The 17,898-nt window shown below is 61.3% G+C and carries 18 protein-coding genes; 11 read left to right on the top strand and 7 right to left on the bottom strand.

All coding sequences use genetic code 11. The annotated features are described in order from the left end of the window. Positions 1–149: 149 nt before the first annotated feature. Entirely contained in the window at positions 150–2,600 is a 2,451-nt protein-coding gene (locus tag PGR6_RS22525; protein WP_064619958.1) for a penicillin acylase family protein, read from the bottom strand. A 201-nt stretch (positions 2,601–2,801) separates the two neighbouring features. Here PGR6_RS22525 and PGR6_RS22520 point away from each other — a divergent pair, with 201 nt between their 5' ends. Further along, positions 2,802–3,359 (top strand): cysteine hydrolase family protein, encoded by a 558-nt coding sequence (locus PGR6_RS22520; RefSeq protein ID WP_018926925.1) that lies wholly within the window; start codon positions 2,802–2,804, stop codon positions 3,357–3,359. A 193-nt stretch (positions 3,360–3,552) separates the two neighbouring features. Here PGR6_RS22520 and PGR6_RS22515 read toward each other — a convergent pair whose 3' ends face one another. The 4 genes from PGR6_RS22515 to PGR6_RS22500 form a co-directional block, all read right to left on the bottom strand. After that, a complete protein-coding gene (locus PGR6_RS22515; RefSeq protein ID WP_007906737.1) occupies positions 3,553–3,762 on the bottom strand; it encodes an SEC-C metal-binding domain-containing protein in 210 nt (69 codons plus the stop codon). 5 nt (positions 3,763–3,767) lie between these two features. Next, positions 3,768–4,256, bottom strand: a complete 489-nt coding sequence (locus PGR6_RS22510; protein WP_064619955.1) for an LEA type 2 family protein — start codon at positions 4,254–4,256, stop codon at positions 3,768–3,770. Positions 4,257–4,486: 230 nt separating this feature from the next. Then, the gene (locus PGR6_RS22505) at positions 4,487–4,963 is read right to left on the bottom strand and encodes a YchJ family protein (protein WP_018926923.1); all 477 of its coding nucleotides are present in this window, start codon (positions 4,961–4,963) and stop codon (positions 4,487–4,489) included. A 4-nt stretch (positions 4,964–4,967) separates the two neighbouring features. Further along, complete coding sequence (locus PGR6_RS22500; protein WP_064619952.1) at positions 4,968–5,465, bottom strand: DUF6231 family protein; 498 nt, start codon at positions 5,463–5,465, stop codon at positions 4,968–4,970. A 179-nt stretch (positions 5,466–5,644) separates the two neighbouring features. On the opposite strand from PGR6_RS22500, the gene PGR6_RS22495 reads away from it, so the two are divergent. The 4 genes from PGR6_RS22495 to PGR6_RS22480 all read left to right on the top strand — a co-directional run bounded on the left by PGR6_RS22495 (position 5,645) and on the right by PGR6_RS22480 (position 8,336). Continuing rightward, entirely contained in the window at positions 5,645–6,340 is a 696-nt protein-coding gene (locus PGR6_RS22495; RefSeq protein ID WP_026286483.1) for an OmpA family protein, read from the top strand. Between the two features lie 90 nt (positions 6,341–6,430). Continuing rightward, the gene (locus tag PGR6_RS22490; RefSeq protein WP_064619948.1) at positions 6,431–7,144 is read left to right on the top strand and encodes an OmpA family protein; all 714 of its coding nucleotides are present in this window, start codon (positions 6,431–6,433) and stop codon (positions 7,142–7,144) included. 162 nt (positions 7,145–7,306) lie between these two features. Continuing rightward, positions 7,307–7,585: a DUF1145 domain-containing protein gene (locus PGR6_RS22485; RefSeq protein WP_018926919.1), complete on the top strand. Its 279-nt coding sequence runs from the start codon at positions 7,307–7,309 to the stop codon at positions 7,583–7,585. Further along, positions 7,578–8,336 carry a collagen-like triple helix repeat-containing protein gene (locus PGR6_RS22480; RefSeq protein WP_064619944.1) on the top strand — a complete coding sequence of 253 codons (759 nt, stop codon included), beginning with the start codon at positions 7,578–7,580 and terminating at the stop codon, positions 8,334–8,336. Before PGR6_RS22485 ends, PGR6_RS22480 begins: the two co-directional genes overlap by 8 nt. Before the next feature lie 163 nt (positions 8,337–8,499). On the opposite strand, the gene PGR6_RS22475 is transcribed toward PGR6_RS22480, so the two are convergent. Next, entirely contained in the window at positions 8,500–8,964 is a 465-nt protein-coding gene (locus tag PGR6_RS22475; protein ID WP_064619942.1) for a CopD family protein, read from the bottom strand. A 99-nt stretch (positions 8,965–9,063) separates the two neighbouring features. Between PGR6_RS22475 and dinG the strand changes: the two genes are divergently transcribed. The 5 genes from dinG to pdxH all read left to right on the top strand — a co-directional run bounded on the left by dinG (position 9,064) and on the right by pdxH (position 17,004). Then, on the top strand, positions 9,064–11,208 hold the full coding sequence (gene dinG / locus PGR6_RS22470; RefSeq protein ID WP_007935913.1) for an ATP-dependent DNA helicase DinG: 2,145 nt from the start codon (positions 9,064–9,066) through the stop codon (positions 11,206–11,208). A gap of 96 nt (positions 11,209–11,304) precedes the next feature. Next, positions 11,305–13,809, top strand: coding sequence for a beta-galactosidase (locus PGR6_RS22465; protein ID WP_064619940.1), 2,505 nt, complete (start codon positions 11,305–11,307; stop codon positions 13,807–13,809). A 265-nt stretch (positions 13,810–14,074) separates the two neighbouring features. Next, on the top strand, positions 14,075–15,220 hold the full coding sequence (locus PGR6_RS22460) for a serine hydrolase domain-containing protein (protein WP_064619935.1): 1,146 nt from the start codon (positions 14,075–14,077) through the stop codon (positions 15,218–15,220). A gap of 113 nt (positions 15,221–15,333) precedes the next feature. After that, entirely contained in the window at positions 15,334–16,332 is a 999-nt protein-coding gene (locus PGR6_RS22455; RefSeq protein WP_064619932.1) for an OmpA family protein, read from the top strand. A 24-nt stretch (positions 16,333–16,356) separates the two neighbouring features. Further along, complete coding sequence (gene pdxH, locus PGR6_RS22450) at positions 16,357–17,004, top strand: pyridoxamine 5'-phosphate oxidase (protein WP_018926913.1); 648 nt, start codon at positions 16,357–16,359, stop codon at positions 17,002–17,004. Positions 17,005–17,009: 5 nt separating this feature from the next. On the opposite strand, the gene PGR6_RS22445 is transcribed toward pdxH, so the two are convergent. Further along, positions 17,010–17,246, bottom strand: a complete 237-nt coding sequence (locus PGR6_RS22445) for a hypothetical protein (protein ID WP_064619929.1) — start codon at positions 17,244–17,246, stop codon at positions 17,010–17,012. A 168-nt stretch (positions 17,247–17,414) separates the two neighbouring features. On the opposite strand from PGR6_RS22445, the gene PGR6_RS22440 reads away from it, so the two are divergent. After that, the gene (locus PGR6_RS22440; protein WP_018926911.1) at positions 17,415–17,879 is read left to right on the top strand and encodes a glycine zipper 2TM domain-containing protein; all 465 of its coding nucleotides are present in this window, start codon (positions 17,415–17,417) and stop codon (positions 17,877–17,879) included. The last annotated feature ends 19 nt before the right edge of the window (positions 17,880–17,898 follow it).

Here is a 17,898-nt window from a genome sequence, read left to right as displayed (position 1 = left end):
AGAGGCCTGTTAGCTAGGAGGTTTGCCCGAAACGAGAAGTTCTATTTATTTTCACAGAGATTAATAACAAAAGATCGCAGCCTGCGGCAGCGCTTACAGATGGGTGCGAATCCCCTGTAGGCGCCGCCGCAGGCTGCGATCTTTTGATGTTACTTGCCAGGCGTCAGCGTCAACCGCGTCTTGCCATACACCTTGTCAAAGTTCTGCGGCTGCATCGGCAGGCTCATGTATTGACCCTTGAGCCATGGATCGACGCTGTCGAGATAGTGCGGGCTGGCCGGGTTGCCGGATTGGCCGGTAGCGTTCTGGCCCATCAGCGGTTCGGCCTGGCCGAAGTCGACAATAAAGCGCATGGCCGGGGCCTGCGTGGTGTTGAAGTCCTGACCCCAGGCGAACGAGGCGGTGTTGAGCGTGGTGTGATCGCCGCCGGCCGCCAGCGGACCGCGCACGGTCTGGCCGCTGGCGTTTTTCCACTCGTAGCGGTGCAGTTTGCCCCACTGCCAGGCTTTGTGATCGCCGCCCAACTGGCTGTCACCCGCGCTGATCGCAGCCGCCAGGCTACGGGCCAGGATCGCCGGTTTGTCTTCCTTCTGCGCGGTGCGCACGTCATCCCAGAACGGACTGTCCTCACGCCCAAGCAGGTGATCGGCCTGGGCCGCGTAGGATAATTTGCCGTTGGCGATAAAGGCTTTCCACGCCGGGCTGCTTTCCGGGCCCAGTTCGTCGAGGAAAATCTGTTTGGTGCTTTCCTGCAGGAACAGCTCGTAAATCGCCGCGTCGGCGGAGGTCGGGCTGAGTTTGCCGTCGAAGGCCATCAAGCGGGTATACGCCTCGCGAGCCTTGCCGCGATCGGCCACCGGCAACGCTTCGATGGCCTGCTTGAGTGGCTGGGCCATGCCCGGCGCTTCAAACATCTTCTTCAGCTTGGCGGCGAAGGTGGTGGTCTGGTCGTATTGCATGGCGATCAGGCTGCGGGTGTCGTGTTTGCCCACGCCCGCCAGTTCGGCCATGCGTTCGCCACGCTCCGGCGCCGCCCAGGAATTGGACAGCTGCATGCCGTAGCCATGGGGAATGACCCGCTGGTTGGCGGTGCCGAGCCAGCCCTGCGCAGGGTCCTGGTCATACGGATGGAGCATCGGGTCGGCGTAACCGTCCCAGTCGTAGCGACCTTCCCAGCCCGGCGACGGCAGCAAGCCTTCGCCTTCGCGACGGTTCGGGTAGCGACCGGTGACTTGCCAGCCGATATTGCTGGCATCGGCAAACACCAGATTCAGGGCGATGGCGCGGATTTCACGGCTAGCGTCCGACGCTCTCTCGGTACTCTGCGCCCGGGACAGGTCGAAAAAGGCGTCCAGGGTTTTGTCATCGGTGAAGTCCGGCGCCTGCAGGGCCAGGCCGAAACCATTCGCCAGCGCCGTGCCCTGAGCGCTGTTGAGCAGTGGCCCATGGCGGGTTTCGTACACCGCTTCGCGAATCGGCCGCTGGCCTTTGACGAAATAGGTTTCGTTGCGCACGATCGCCGGCTGCCATTTGCCGCCCACTTCGTAGGAAAGGCCATTGCCCTGGCGTTTGATTTTTTCCAGGAACACGTCCTGGTTGTCGCCCATGACCGAGGTCATGCTCCACGCCACTTTGCCGTTGAAACCAGCGAGCACCATCGGTAACCCGGCAATGGTTACGCCGGAGGCCTGGTATTTCGGCGCGCGAATCTGCACGTAACTGAACAGCGACGGGACGCCCAACGGTCCATGGCTGTCGCTGGCCAGCAGGCTCTTACCGCTGCGGCTGCGTTGCGGGGCGATCGCCCAGTTGTTCGAGGAGGTAGCGCTCAGCAGATTCAGATCCGACAGTTGACCAGTGGCTTTGCTGATTTCGCTCAGCCCCGGGATTTGCCCGGTGAGTTTGATGCCCTGAAGTTTATCCGCTTCAGCCACCGGCAGTTTTTCGTCGGGAGCGGACGGGGTCAGCCACGCCAGTTTGTCGGTGCTGACAGTCTGGGCCAGCATCAGCGAGGAAATTTCTTCCGGCAGGTTCGCCGACTGGCTGAAGTTCAGCAGGCAGAACATCAGCGCCGAATCTTCCGGTTTCCAGTACTCAGGCTTGTAGCCGGTGGCCGCGAGGTCCGCCGGCAGCTTGTCGCGGTAGCGGAACAGGTAGGCGTTGACCCCGCGGGCATAGACTTCGAAGAAACGCTTGAGGCGTGGCGACGAGGCCTTATACAGCTCATCCGCGCTTTTCTTCAGGTTGACCGCACGCATGTAGCGGTCGGCATCGAGCAGGTCCGCGCCGGACATTTCCGCCAGACGGCCCTGGGCCAACAGGCGCAGAGTGACCATTTGGCTGATGCGGTCGCTGGCGTGCACGTAGCCGAGGGTGAACAGCGCATCGTGGAAGCTGTTGCTCTCGATCAGCGGCATGCCCATGGCATTGCGGCGAACCGAAACGTTTTGCGCCAGGCCCTTCAGCGCTTGCACGCCGGAGGTGGGCGGGAGGGTGTCCTGGGCGTTCCATGTCTGACAACCGGTCAGGCTCAAAACACCGGCCACTGCTGCGGCAACGCCGAACCGGGGAAGAAAATGTGTAAGGGCTGGCGAGGCCATGGCAAAGCTCCTGCGGGGGTAGTGACGCGACAAAGGCGCTACGTTAGTGAGCAGGAGGTGGACGCGCAAGCGGCGGCTGGGTTATTTCTTTTCGGTGATCGCCGGCATCAGGTCGTCCTGTTTGCGTTTGATGGCTTGCCGGTAGCAAGAGGCGATGCTGAAGTGCGGCAAATTCACTGGCCTCGCATGGGAAAAGTCGGCATGGAACTTAAGACAAACGCGGCGCTGATCATCATCGATCAACAAAAAGGCATCCTGCATCCCAAGTTGGGCCGTCGAAACAACCCTCAGGCCGAAGAGCGCATCCTGGAGTTATTGGGGCATTGGCGTCGCACCGGGCGGCCGGTGATTCATGTGCAGCACCTGTCCCGCTCTGTGGATTCGGTGTTCTGGCCGCAGCAATCGGGGGTGGAGTTTCAGGAGCGCTTCCAGCCATCGATCGGTGAGTGGCTGATACAGAAACAAGTGCCGGATGCGTTTTGCTCGACCGGGCTGGAAGCGAGTTTGCGCGAGGCGGGGATCGATCAGTTGATCATCGTTGGCGTGGCGACGCACAACTCGGTGGAATCCACGGCGCGAACGGCTGGGAATCTGGGGTTTGAGGCGTGGGTTGTGGAGGATGCGTGCTTTACCTTCGACAAGGCGGACTTTTTCGGCAATGCCCATTCAGCTGAAGAAGTGCATGCGATGTCGCTGGGGAATCTGCATGGGGAATATGCGACGGTCGTTAGCGCCGCGAGCATTCTCATGAACGACTGAAACCTTGAACTGACCCCAAAATTAGGATTGGTGTCCAACTTTTGGGGTGCAGATCAACTTGTAGGAGCGAGGCTTGCCCGCGAAGAACGATGACGCGGTTTTTCTGATTGATCGTGGCGCCCTTTTCGCGGGCAAGCCTCGCTCCTACAGGGATTGGCGATTCAACAGGCGAAGAAGTTATTCGCCCGAATCCTCAAGCCCCGTGGCACTTCTTGAATTTCTTGCCGTTGCCGCAGGGGCAAGGGTCGTTGCGGCCGACGTCTTTCAGAGCATTGCGCACCGGTTCCTGGTGGGCGTGGCCGCAGTTTGGGCCGTGGACATGGCCATGGTCGTGATCATGGTGGTCGTGATGGTCATGATCGTGGTTGCAGTCAGGGCCATGGACGTGGGGTTGCTGGGTCATCGGGGTCACTCCGGAATTAAATCGGCGGCGATTATCACGCCATTGCGCGCCAGGTGCACGTAGTGTGCGATGAATAAACCGGTTTCAAGTGTGCCTTCCAGACGATAGGGAATCGGTTGCTCGGGTTTTTTCAGCAGTTTCACCACATCCCGAACCCTGGGCCACAGGTTGGTGCGGATCGGCACCTTGAAGTAGGCACTGTGCTTGGGGCCGACGGTGAACCAATGTTCGTGCTCGCCTTCGGTCAGCAGGACGTCCCCCAGATGAATGCGATATTCCAGGGCGCGCACCGTCAGGTCTTCGTCATTGGGGTTGTCGACGCGAAAATGCAGCAGGAATTTCTGCTCCAGCAACTTGGCCCGGACCACCTCGACCTTGACCAGATGCACTTGCGGGTCTGGCAAGTCGTTGCTGAACCATGAGGCGCAGCCGCCGACTCCTGAAAACAGAAGCAGCAAAGTGAACAGATAGAGCGCGAATCGTCCGGTGATCATGGTCGTGTTTCTCCCTTTGTAGCAGCTGCCGAGCCTGCGTTCGCTGTAGCAGCTGTCGAGCCTGCGAGGCTGCGTTCGACTGCGCAGCAGTCGTCAAACCAGAACTTGCGGTGCATCAGGCACACCGCGTCAGCCGGATTCACGACTGCTGCGCCGCCGAACGCAGCCTCGCCAAGGCTCGACAGCTGCTACAGCGAACGCAGCTTTCGGCAGCTGCTACAGGGGGCACCTCAAGCGCCGAAATAACTCGCGCAGCACTTCTTGAACTTCTGCCCGCTGGCGCACGGGCACGCATCGTTGCGCCCGGCCTTGAGCGGCACCGTAGGGTCGATGAAGTACCAGCGGCCGGCGTTCTGCACGAATGACGAACGTTCGCGGTGGCTGTGTTCGCCGCTGCCGTCGTGCCAGCGAGCGGTGAAGGTGACGAAGGCGTGCTCCGGCTGGCCGCCGAAGACCTCGGCGCCTTCCACTTCCAGGCCCAGCCAGGTGCTCTGAGCGCTCCAGTCGCTGATCGACTGGCGATCCAGGCCGGCCTGTTGCGCGGGCAGGGTGGTCGCTACCAGATAATCGACCAGCCCCAGCACATAGGCGCTGTAGCGCGAACGCATCAGGACTTCGGCGCTGGGGGCCGGATGGCCGGCATGGTAATGACCGCAGCAGGCATCGAGCAGCGTGCCGCTGCCGCAAGGGCAAATGGATGTACTCATTGCGTTACCACCAGTATTTCCCGAAGTTTTCCGGATTGGCCCAGAAGCGTGAGTTGAGCCAGTCGGGTACCTGTTTGTAGTCAAGCAGATCGTAGGTAAACAACGTCAACACTTGATCGTCGCGCTGGAAGCGTTCGCTGGCTTGCAGGGCCAGGGAGAAAAAATCCGTCTCCTGCCAACCGCTGGCGGGCAAGTCGGCCAACACCGCAATGCGACTGGCATTGAGGTTGCGTATCCCGCCGAGCAGATTCAGGCCGTCGCGCTTGGATAAGTGTTCGAGGCAATCGACCACCAGCGCCAGATCAAACCGCTGCGCCGCCAGTTCGGCCGGCAATGCTCCGGGTGCGGCAAAAGCCACGATGCTGTCCGGGTGCGCGAGTTTGAATGCCTCGAGCGCGGGGAACTCACTGGCGCCAATCAGCAACAGACGCGTCGGGGCGTAACGATCAAGCAATGCGGCCAACGCCTGCTGGGGCGTGCGCGAAGAAATACTTGCAGTCATCGAAGATCCTCAATCAGAACGCCAAGATTAACGTGTCTTGTCGAGCGTGTTTAAGCAAAAAGCGCCGATCTTCCGTGAACATAAGGCAAAACAGCAATGGCCTATTGCTGGCGGAGATTAAAAGTCCGGTCTTTACTCCTTGAAATCGGTTATTAGCCGATCCCTCAGGAGAAAACTAGATGAGCATAGTTCGGACAGCATTACCTTTGGTTCTGCTAACCAGTGTGTTGACTGGTTGCGCAGGTTTGCAGAAAACCGACTGGCCGACCTGTGCGGCGGTCGGTGGTGTCGTCGGTGCAGGGCTCGGTGCGACAGAGAGCTCTTCATGGGCGGGGTATGGCGCACTGCTGGTCGGCGGCACGGCAGCGGCTTATTGCTGGGTGCATGGCGATGGCGACGAAGACGGCGATGGTGTGCCGGACAGCCGCGACAAGTGCCCTCACACACCGAGAGGCGTGCGAGTCGATGCCGACGGCTGTCCTCCACCCGCGCCTGCGCCGGTGGTCGAAGAGAAGGCGGTGGTCAAGGAAGAAGTCATCGTTATCCGTGATGTTCACTTCCAGTTCGACTCGTCCAAGCTCACTCCTTCCGATAAAGAGGTACTCAACACCGTTGCTACGCGCCTGAAACAGGAGCCCGCCAGCGCCCGGTTGACCGTGACCGGTCATACCGACAGCGTCGGCAGCGATAAATACAACCAGAAACTGTCGGACAAACGCGCCCATTCGGTGGTGGAGTACCTGATTTCCCAAGGCGTGCCACGCAGCAGTTTCGTGTCTGTGACCGGTGCCGGTGAAAGCCAGCCGGTGGCCGATAACAAAACCGCTGAAGGCCGTGCGCTGAACCGGCGTACGGAAATCAAAATCGACCGCTAACCCCCTTGTATTCCGCGGCTTGTGCAGTCGCGGATGCGGGTCTTTACTCCTGTGTGACCGGTATGGGCCGGTGACACAGGAGCATTCACAATGAGCGTTCTCACAAGGACCGTCTTGCCGGTTCTACTGCTGGGCAGTCTTCTGACCGGCTGCGCGACTCACAGCGATGGCACCGCCCCCTTGAATCAACGTACCTGGCCGATCTGCAGTGTCATTGGCGGACTGGTTGGCGGCGGTCTGGGCGCGATCGAAAGTGGCGGTTGGGCGGCAGGTGGAGCGGCGCTCGGTATCTTGACCGGTGGCTTGGTCTGTTACGCCCAGGATGGCGACGAGGACGGTGATGGTGTTTTCGATCGACGCGATCGTTGCCCCGATACGCCTGCCAATACACCTGTCGATCATCACGGTTGCCCGCTACCGCAATATCCGGCCAGCGTAAAACCTGCTGAACCTCCGGTATCCGAAGTCATCACTCTGAGCAGTAATGTGTTGTTCGCGTACAACAAATCCGACCTGACGCCCGAGGCACGCAGCGAGCTGGATTCGTTGATGCCCAAATTGCAGAGTGCCGATGTGGTGAGCGTCAAGGTCGTCGGCCATACCGACAGTCAGGGTTCGGACGCCTATAACCAGAAGCTGTCGGAACGTCGTGCCAGCATCGTGGCGGCCTACCTGTTGAGCCGGGGGCTGGCGCCGAACAAACTCACCAGCGAAGGACGGGGTGAAACCCAGCCGGTGGCTGACAATGATACGGAAGAAGGGCGGGCAAAAAACCGTCGTGTGGAGTTGCACATCAATCGCTAGGCTCCGTGATCAAGAGGCCCGTGATAGAGCCGTCGGATGGCCGTCAAGGTTGACCCGGCGGCCATTCGATGCCTTTCGGAAGAATTTTCCGTTGCCCTCTGGCTTATCCCGCGTGTAAGCCGTTATGGTGCGTGCAAATAATAATTCTCGACGGGGGAGCGTATGAAGGTGTTTTGGGGGCTGGGGAAGTTGTTGACCCTGCTGTTCTGGTTGGTGGTGCTGGTCAATCTGCTCATACCGTTTGTTCGTCCACTGCACCTGTTGGTCGATCTGGCTGGCAGCCTGTTGGCGCTGGCTCATCTTCTGGAGCTGGTGTTCTGCAATCGCAGCCTCAAAGGTCGAGCCCACCCCTGGCGTGATCGCCTGAAGATTGTCTTTTTCGGCGTTTTCCACCTGCAAACCATTCCGGCCCCGGCCACTGCGAAGGCTTCCCATGCGTAAACTCTGTCTGCTCGCCGCACTTATCAGCCCATTGGCCTGCGCTCAGGTGGTGAGTGTTGAAACCAACTCGCTGATGCGCTTGCCCAACACCGCCAGCTCCCTGCAACTGGAACGACTGGAAGTCGCCGATTACGGCACCTTGCTGATTCCCTCGAACGTGACCGAAGTGACGGTCGGCGAGCTGCACCTGGGACGCGAAGCGCGGATCGCCATTGTGCCGAGCGAACAGGCTCTGGCGTTGAAGGTCAGCCGGGCCGAGTTGGCCGAAGGCAGCCAGATCACCGCGCGGGGCGCCCCCGGGACTTATCTCAAGGCTGCCCGCTCCGGGCGCAATCTGAATTTGCAGATCAAAGCGCTGAAGGCGCCGCAATTGTCGGTAGACGCTCGCGGTGGCGCGGGCGCCCCGGGTTTTGTCGGTCTTGACGGGGCCAACGGCCAAGCACCGGGTTGCACCTGGGGCCAGGCCGGTCGCGGCTTCGATGGCAGTGACGGCAGCGACGGCCAACCCGGTGCGCCGGGGGCGCTGGTTCGACTGGAAGTGCCGCGTGACTATCCGGCGGAGCAGATCAAGGTCGAGGTGGCGGGCGGAGTCGGTGGCGCGGCCGGACCGGGTGGCAAACCGGGGGCGGGCGGCAAGGCCAAGGGCTGTATTGTCTATAAAGCCGATGGCGGCAAGAGCGGTCGCCCCGGTGCCGATGGCCAGCCTGGGCCTGCCGGGGCGGCAGGCTCGGTGAGCATTCAGCGGTTGTAAGAACGACCGAGAACCCCTGTGGCGAGGGAGCTTGCTCCCGCTGGGTCGCGAAGCGGCCCCAAAGCCGGCGACCCTGTTTTTTCAGAACGTGCGCAGTGATCGATTACGACTGCTACGCAGCCGAGCGGGAGCAAGCTCCCTCGCCACAGAGACTATGCATTGCTCAGAACATCGGCCGAGCCGCAGCAATCGCCACCAGCACCAACCCGACCATCAGGTTAATCCCCACCAACCGGCGAATCTTGCCCAGCGTCGCCGCGCCCGTCGGCCAATCCTCAGCCGCTACCGCCGTGCGCAGTTCCGGCAGCAGCAACGCCTGAATCCGGATAAACAACGCGGTCATCACCACATACAATCCCATCATCGCCTGCACATACCGCGGTGCCGCTTCAAACCCGGTGAACTGCAAATGAATCATGCCCACACCGCTGATCGGCAAAAGCACCACCGCGACCCAGACCCAGCGGAAAAAACCTTGAAACACTTCCACCCACAGCTTCAACCGGGCAGGGCCTTCCAGCGCCTTCATCGCAGCGGGGCGAAGGACCATCCAGGCGAAAAACATGCCGCCGACCCAGACCAGGGCGGCCAGGACATGCAGGGTATAAACGATGCCAAAAGGTGTCATTGGGGTACTCCGTTCTGCGCGGGATTAATTAGCGGGGTATGATAGCGGCCGATCCGAACCACTGAAAATTTATCCAGCGTTTTTTGCGCCCGACAATCAATGATCAGCACTGAACTCAAAACCACGATCCAGGGCGCCTACTCGCGTTTTCTCGAAGCCAAGAGCCTCAAGCCACGCTACGGCCAACGCCTGATGATCGCCGAAATCGCCAAAGTCCTCGGTGACATCGACACCGACGACGAAGGCCGGCGCAGTGGCGACCCCGCGATTGTCGCGGTGGAAGCCGGCACCGGTACCGGCAAAACCGTGGCCTACAGCCTGGCAGCGATCCCCGCCGCCAAGGCCGCTGGCAAGCGTCTGGTGATCGCCACGGCCACCGTGGCCCTGCAAGAACAGATCGTCTACAAGGATTTGCCCGACCTGATGCGCAATAGCGGGCTGAATTTCAGCTTCGCCCTGGCCAAGGGGCGGGGGCGCTACATGTGCCTGTCCAAGCTCGACATGTTGCTCCAGGAAGGTCACGCGCAAACCGCTACCGCACAGCTGTTCGAAGAAGAAGGCTTCAAGATCGAGGTCGATGAGGCCAGTCAGAAGCTGTTCACCAGCATGATCGAGAAACTTGCCGGCAATAAGTGGGACGGCGACCGCGACAGTTGGTCCACCGCGCTCGAAGACGCCGACTGGGCGCGCCTGACCACCGATCACAGCCAGTGCACCAACCGCCATTGCCCCAACTTCGGCCAGTGCGCCTTCTACAAGGCCCGCGAAGGCATGGGCAAGGTCGACGTGATCGTCACCAACCACGACATGGTCCTGGCCGACCTGGCCCTGGGCGGCGGCGCGGTTCTGCCGGACCCGCGCGACACAATCTACGTGTTCGACGAAGGTCATCACCTGCCGGACAAGGCCATCGGCCACTTCGCCCATTACACACGCTTGCGCTCCACCGCCGACTGGCTGGAGACCACCGCCAAGAACCTCACCAAATTGCTCGCCCAACACCCGCTGCCGGGGGATCTGGGCAAGTTGATCGAACAGGTGCCGGAACTGGCCCGGGAGATCAAGACCCAGCAGCAGTTCATGTTCAGTGCCTGTGAGCAAGTCGCCGACTTCAAGCCCGGCGAAGACGTCGAAGGTCGCGAGCGGCCGCGTCACCGTTTCGTCGGCGGGGTGATTCCCGAACATATGCGTGAGATGGGCATCGAGTTGAAGAAGGGCTTTGCCCGACTGACCGACCTGTTCACCCGGCTTACCGAACTGCTCAAGGAAGGCATGGACGGCGAGGTCAACATTGGCATCGCCAGCAACCAGGCCGAAGAGTGGTATCCGCTGTTCGGCAGCCTGTTGTCGCGCTCTTCGGGAAACTGGGAGTTGTGGACCGCCTTCACCGTCGAAGACCCGGAAGATAACCCGCCCATGGCCCGTTGGCTGACGCTGGCCGAAAGCGGTTCGCTGTTCGACATCGAGGTCAATGCCAGCCCGATCCTCGCGGCGGAAATGCTCCGGCGCAACTTGTGGAACGTGGCTTACGGGGCGCTGGTGACCTCGGCGACCCTGACCGCTCTCGGCACCTTCGACCGTTTCCGCATGCGCGCCGGCCTGCCGAAAACCGCCGTGACCGCCGTGGTCCCGAGCCCGTTCCATCATGCCGACGCCGGCGTATTACGGGTGCCGGACCTGAAAGCCGACCCGCGCGATGCACCGGCCCATACGGCGGCGATCATTCGCGACTTGCCGGAACTGGTCGAGGGCTCCCGTGGCACCCTGGTGCTGTTCTCCTCGCGCAAACAGATGCAGGACGTGTTCGACGGGCTGGATCGCGACTGGCGCAAGCAAGTGTTCATTCAAGGCAACCTGTCGAAGCAGGAAACCCTGAACAAGCACAAGGCGCGGGTCGATGGCGGGGATTCCAGCGTGCTGTTCGGCCTGGCGAGCTTTGCCGAAGGCGTGGATTTGCCCGGTGCCTACTGCGAGCACGTGGTGATCGCCAAGATCCCGTTCTCGGTGCCCGACGATCCGGTCGAAGCCGCGCTGGCTGAGTGGATCGAAGCCCGTGGCGGCAATCCGTTCATGGAAATCTCCGTGCCGGACGCCTCGTTGAAACTGGTCCAGGCCTGCGGTCGCCTGCTGCGAACCGAAGAAGACCGCGGCACCATCACCTTGCTTGACCGTCGTTTGGTCACACAGCGCTACGGCAAAGCTATTCTCAATGCGTTGCCGCCATTTCGTCGTGAAATTTCCTGATGCGCCGGTGGGCAAATTTGCCCACCGCGTTGTCTACCTCACTGCCACTGCCTTTCCACTGGCCCATTGATGGTCGTTAGGGAGAACCACGTTCTTATGATTCGCCGTTCGTTGCCCGCCGTTTTTGCCTTGATGTTCGCAGCCCCTTTGCTGGCGGCCCCCGCCGGCCAGCAGACGCTGTTCAACTTTGTGCGTCCCGCCGACGTGGTTCAGGTGGCGACCCAGGACGCCAGCCTGCCGCAATCCAATGCGGAGCAAACGGCCGAAGGTGAAGTGTTGCGTCGCGTGACCTTCAACCCGGCTGCCCAGCCGACCTTGCGCCTGACACCGCAGACCGGTGCCTGGGACTGGTCGCAGTCGGGCGTCATGAGCCTGCGGATCCAGAGCGCGATGAACTGGGCCGTGACCTTGTACGTGAAAATCCAGAGTAACGACGGCAAGACTCTGGTCAGCCGTGTCGATCTGCCGGCCGGCCCGGCGCAGACCTTACTGGTACCGCTGCAGCCGAGTTCACCGCTGAGCCAGGGCATGAAAGCCGGCCCGCCGATGCCGATCAATTTCGAAGGGCAGCGTGTATTGCTGGCCAGCAGTACCGGTGAGCTGGACCGTAGCCAGGTGGTGTCGGTGACCTTGTCGATGGATCAGCCGAAAGTCGCCCAAAGCATTCTGCTCGAGCGCTTCGGCGTGCAGGACGGCGAGGCCGTGACCAAAGCCGCTTATGGCGGCCTGGTGGACGCTTACGGTCAATCGACCCGGGCCAAATGGCCGGAGAAGATCAGCAGCGACGAACAACTGAAATCCGCCGCTGGCAAAGAGCAGCAACAACTGAAAACCTGGCTGGCGGAGCGCGAGAAGGCGCCTCTGGACAAGTTCGGCGGCTTGAACAAAGGCCCAGAGTTCAAGGCCAGCGGCTTTTTCCGCACCGAAAAGCGTGATGGCCGCTGGTACCTGGTGACTCCGGAAGGGCATCCGTTCTATTCCCTCGGCGTCAACACCGTGACCCCGAGCGTCAACCAGACCTACGTCGCCGGGCGCGAGTGGATGTTCGAGTCCCTGCCTAAACCCGACGAACCCTTGGCCAGTCACTATGGCGAAGGCGATAACCGTGGCGGCAACGGTGTTGATCAGGGCCGAGCCTACAACGCCGGTCGTTGGTACGATTTTTATGGCGCCAACCTGCAGCGGCTGTACGGCAAACCTTGCGCACCGGGCGGAGACATTAAGGCTGGTGTTGCCGAAGCAGCCAAGGCCGAGGCGGTAGAGGCGACGGCTGAAAAGGCCGCCGAGCAATCAGCCGCGCCTGCGCCTACCGAGTCTGGAGCCGGTGTTGCCGAGGCGGCCAAGACCGGGGCTGTTGAAGCGACGGTCGAAAAGGCGGCCGCCGAACCCTGCAAAGTAACTGTCGACGAACAACGCTGGGCCAGTCATACCCTCGATCGCCTGCAAGCCTGGGGGTTCAACACCCTCGGCAACTGGAGCGCACCGGTGTTGGGTAACGCTGACCGTGTGCCGTACACCTTGCCGCTATCGATCGTCGGCGATTACGCCAGCATCAGCACTGGCACCGATTGGTGGGGCGGCATGCCTGACCCGTTCGATCCGCGTTTCGCCATGGCCACCGAACGCGCCGTGGCCATCGCCGCCCGCGACCATCGCGACGATCCGTGGCTGATCGGTTACTTCGCCGACAACGAACTGGCCTGGGCCGGTCCCGGCGATGACCCGAAGGCCCGCTATGCGCTGGCCTACGGCACCTTGAAAATGACCACCGACGTGCCGGCCAAACGCGCCTTCCTCAAGCAACTGCGCGACAAGTACCGCAACCAGGCGGGGTTGTCGAAAGCCTGGGGCATTGATCTGCCTGCCTGGGAGTTGATGGAAGACCCAGGCTTCGTGCCGCCGGAGCCGAGCGCCGAACACCCGGAAATCGAAGCCGACTTCAAATACTTCCAGAAGGTCTTCGCCGACACCTACTTCAAGACCGTTTCCGATTCGCTCAAATGGCACGCGCCGAACCAGTTGTTGCTGGGTGGTCGCTTTGCCGTCAGTTCCCCGGAGGCAGTCGAGTCCTGTGCACAATACTGCGACGTGTTGAGCTTCAACATGTACACCCTGCAACCCCAGGACGGTTACGACTTCGCCAAACTGCGCAATCTGGACAAACCGGTGCTGATCACCGAATTCAACTTCGGCTCGGCAGATCGCGGCCCGTTCTGGGGTGGCGTGACGCAATTGGCGAAGGAGGAAGACCGCGGCACGGCTTACGCTCACTTCCTCAAACAGGCAATGAGCGAACCGTCGATTGTCGGGGTGCACTGGTTCCAGTACCTCGACCAGCCGGTGACCGGTCGTCTGCTGGATGGCGAGAACGGGCACTTCGGTCTGGTGGGCATTACTGATTTGCCGTTCCAGGGCTTTGTCGACAGTGTGCGTAAAAGCAATGTGCAGATCATCGATCAGCTTGGCAAAGAGGCGGAGAAGGCCAGCGCTGAGGCGGATAAAGCCAGTCACGATGTCGAGGGTGGCAGGAAGGGCGAGGCAGGCAAAGGCCCGGGCAAGGGCGCAGGGCATGCGGGTGGGCATTCGGGCAATGGCCATTGATTCCTGATACACCTGTGGCGAGGGGGCTTGCCCCCGTTGGGCCGCGAAGCGGCCCCCATGCCTACAGATGCACCGCAAATACAGGTTTTTGCGACCGCTTCGCAGTCGAACGAGGGCAAGCCCCCCTCGTCACGGGGATCGCATCGTTGATGTCTGCGGCATTTCCATAACCGGGCGACCATCCGACCCGATCCTGTTCCCAAATCCCTCAAGGGCTGGAACAATGCGGGCCACTTTGTAGAGCGTTTATCCGGGAGAGTTGCGGGTGCAGATTCAGGGTCATTACGAGCTTAAGTTCGAAGCGGTGCGTGAAGCGTTTGCAGCGCTGTTCGACGATCCTCAGGAACGCGGCGCGGCGTTGTGCATCCGGATCGGTGGTGAAACCGTCCTCGACCTTTGGGCCGGTACCGCCGACAAGGACGGCCATGAGGCTTGGCACAGCGATACCATCGCCAACCTGTTCTCCTGCACCAAAACCTTCACCGCCGTGACGGCGCTGCAATTGGTGGCTGAAGGCAAGCTGCAACTCGATGCCCCGGTCGCCCGCTACTGGCCCGAATTTGCCGCCGCCGGTAAAGAATCCGTGACGCTGCGCCACTTGCTCTGCCATCAGGCGGGTCTGCCGGCCTTGCGCGAGTTGCTGCCTCCTGAGGCACTTTACGACTGGCAGACCATGGTCAATGCTTTGGCCGCCGAAGCACCCTGGTGGACGCCGGGCCAAGGTCACGGTTATGCGGCAATAACCTATGGCTGGCTGGTCGGTGAATTGCTGCGGCGCGCCGACGGTCGTGGGCCGGGCGAGTCCATCGTGGCGCGGGTTGCCAAGCCCTTGGGGCTGGATTTCCACGTCGGCCTGGCCGATTCAGAGTTCCATCGCGTGGCGCACATCGCCCGCAGCAAGGGCAACGTCGGCGATGTCGCGGCCCAGCGCTTGCTGCAGGTGACCATGCGCGAACCGACGGCCATGACCACCCGGGCCTTCACCAACCCGCCGTCGATCATGACCAGCACCAACAAGCCGGAATGGCGGCGCATGCAGCAGCCGGCCGCCAATGGCCACGGCAACGCCCGCAGCCTGGCCGGTTTCTACGCCGGACTGCTCGATGGCAGCCTGCTGGAAAGCGAAATGCTCGACGAGCTGACCCGCGAACACAGCGTTGGCGAAGACAAGACTTTATTGACCCAGACCCGCTTCGGTCTGGGTTGCATGCTCGATCAACCGGACGTACCCAACGCCACCTACGGCCTCGGCCCACGGGCGTTCGGTCACCCGGGTGCTGGCGGCTCCATCGGTTTTGCTGATCCGGAACATGATGTGGCCTTCGGTTTTGTGACAAATACGCTGGGGCCGTACGTCTTGATGGATCCACGAGCGCAAAAGCTTGTGCGAGTACTGGCCACTTGTCTGTAAATCACGCTTAAGGGGGCCAGGGCTGGAACCCGAAAGCCTTTGTGGTTTCAAAGCGTCTGTTTAGCCGGGGGCGCCCCGGCTGACTTTTCATTACCTCATTTTGTGGATACCCAATGTCGTCCAATAAAACCCTCGCCCTGGCCCTGTGCTTCGCTATCACCGGTTGTGCACAAACCCCACAAAATGATGCCGCAGGTGGCAGCAGTTGGTGGCCGTTCGGTTCATCCGACAAGGTCGCGACTAAAGAACCCGCCCCGTCCCCGTCCCCGGCACCCCTGAAACCAGCTGCCGCAGTACCCGTCGCCAAGGCTGAAGCCGATGCCGGAGGCAAATGGTGGTGGCCGTTCGGCGGTAAGGAGCAGAGCACCAGCACTGCCAAAGCAGCCGTGCCGATGCCCGATCCGAAAATCACCCAAGCCTGGCTTGACGACTATGAGCCGCGCCTGCGCGAGGCGGTCAAGGGCAGCAACCTGCAACTCGAGCGCCGTGAAAATGTGCTGGTCGTCACGGCTCCGGTGGAAGGCTCGTTCAACCCGGACCGCCCGGCCATGCTGCTGCCGGTGACCCTCGCTCCGTTCACCCGTGTCGCGAAAATCCTCGAAGCCGATCCAAAGACTGCCGTGCTGGTACTCGGCCACAGTGATACGTCGGGTGCCGCACCGGCCAACGTGAAACTGAGCCAGGAACGCGCCCAGGCGGTGGCAGCGATCTTCCGTCTCAGCGGTCTGCAGCGTGATCGCCTGATGTTGCGCGGCATGGGCGGTGACGCACCGCGCGCCGCCAACGACAGTGCTGAAGGTCGCGCCTTGAACCGTCGCGTCGAGCTGTTGTTGACGCCGCAAGACACCATGGCCGCGCTGCTGAGCAAGTACAATATGCCGGCTCCGGCACCGGTAACCAAAGTCGTCGCGCAAGACGTCAAGCCAGTGGCCAAGCCTGTGACCCCGGAACCGGCTGCGAAAAAAACCGCTGCCTCGTCGAAGAAAAAGGCACCGGCCAAGAAAGCGGCCGCCAAGGCTCCAGCCAAAAAGGCACCCGCGAAAAAGACCGCTCCGGCTAAAGCCGCTGTCGATTCGAAGAGCGCCACCGCCACCGATGCCACAAAGCAGTGATTCATTAACCAAAAGGAATGCGCCATGACCCGGCCCTTGGCAGATATGCGTCGCGATTACACCCGAGATGGCTTGACCGAGGCGCAAGCCCCGGCCGAGCCGTTCGCACTGTTCCATCAGTGGTTTGCCGATGCGGTGAAAACCGAGCAGGTACCGGTGGAGGCGAATGCCATGACGTTGGCCACCGTCGATCAGGACGGTCGGCCGCATTGCCGCATTCTGCTGCTCAAGGGCCTGGACGAGCAGGGCTTCACCTTCTTCACCAACTACGAGAGCGACAAGGGGCAGCAATTGGCAGCCAATCCATTTGCAGCCATGACGTTCTTCTGGCCGGCCCTGGAGCGCCAGGTGCGCATCGAAGGGCGGGTGGTGAAGGTCACGCCTGAAGAGTCCGACGCCTACTACCAGGTTCGCCCTCTGGGCAGTCGTCTCGGTGCCTGGGCGTCGCCCCAGAGCCGGGTGATCGCCGATCGCGGCGAACTGGAGGCGCTGCTCAAGGACACGGAGCAGCGTTTCAGCGATAGCCAGCCGCACTGCCCCGAACACTGGGGCGGTTATCGTTTGCTACCGGAGCGCATCGAATTCTGGCAGGGCCGTCCGAGCCGTCTGCACGATCGCCTCAACTACCGCTTGCAGGGTGCTGACTGGGTGCGTGAGCGCCTGGCCCCGTAAACGGTCTACCGATCGGGATACCCTGCCGCAGCGGCCTCTAGCCACTGTGGCAGGTCCCGACGCTTGATCTTCTGCGCTTGAGCGTTCGCCAGTTGCTGGAGCATGAAGGCTCTTTTTTGTTCGTCTTTACCCGCCAGTGACAACGCCAGATCGCGGTCCCCCCAGCGTTTTATCCGCACGTACAACCACCAATGGAAGTACAAACCGGCGATGGTCGTGACGACAATGATGAAGTAATCCATGATATTCCTTGGGTCAGCGGCGCAGATTTCGTAATGTGACGCTACTGTATGGTGAGTTCGCAAAGTGCCTGTACCAGGCCTGAATGAAACCAATTTTATCCGGGCGATGCCGTGACAGGCGTCAAGCTGCGGGTTTTAATGGATACCTGTCCTATGGAGTTTGATGCTATGCGTAAGTCTGTTTTGCTGGTTGCTTCCTTTTCCACGATGGCGATGTTGCTCTCCGGTTGCCAATCGAGCCTGACCGGTGACTCCTACTCCCGTGACGAAGCGCGTCGCGTGCAGACGATTCGCATGGGCACCATCGAATCCCTGCGTCCGGTGAAAATCGAAGGCACCAAGACCCCGATCGGCAGCGCTGCGGGCGCAGTCGTGGGTGGCGTCGGCGGTAGCGCCGTCGGCGGTGGTCGCGGCAGCATCGTTGCAGCGGTCATCGGCGCTGTAGCGGGTGGCCTGGTGGGGTCGGCTGCCGAAGAAGGCCTGACCCGCACTCAAGGCGTCGAAATCACCGTGCGCGAAGACGATGGCAGCATGCGCGCCTACGTGCAGGAAGTTCAGCCAAACGAAGTGTTCCGTGTGGGTGAGCGTGTGCGGATCTCCACTGTGGGTGGGACCAGCCGCGTTTCGCACTAAGCGGGAATGTAGGGTAAAA

It is taken from the genome of Pseudomonas sp. GR 6-02 (assembly GCF_001655615.1).
Lineage (GTDB): Bacteria > Pseudomonadota > Gammaproteobacteria > Pseudomonadales > Pseudomonadaceae > Aquipseudomonas.
Note: the sequence above shows the minus strand (reverse complement) of the source record. Positions and strands in the feature narration are given on the sequence as shown.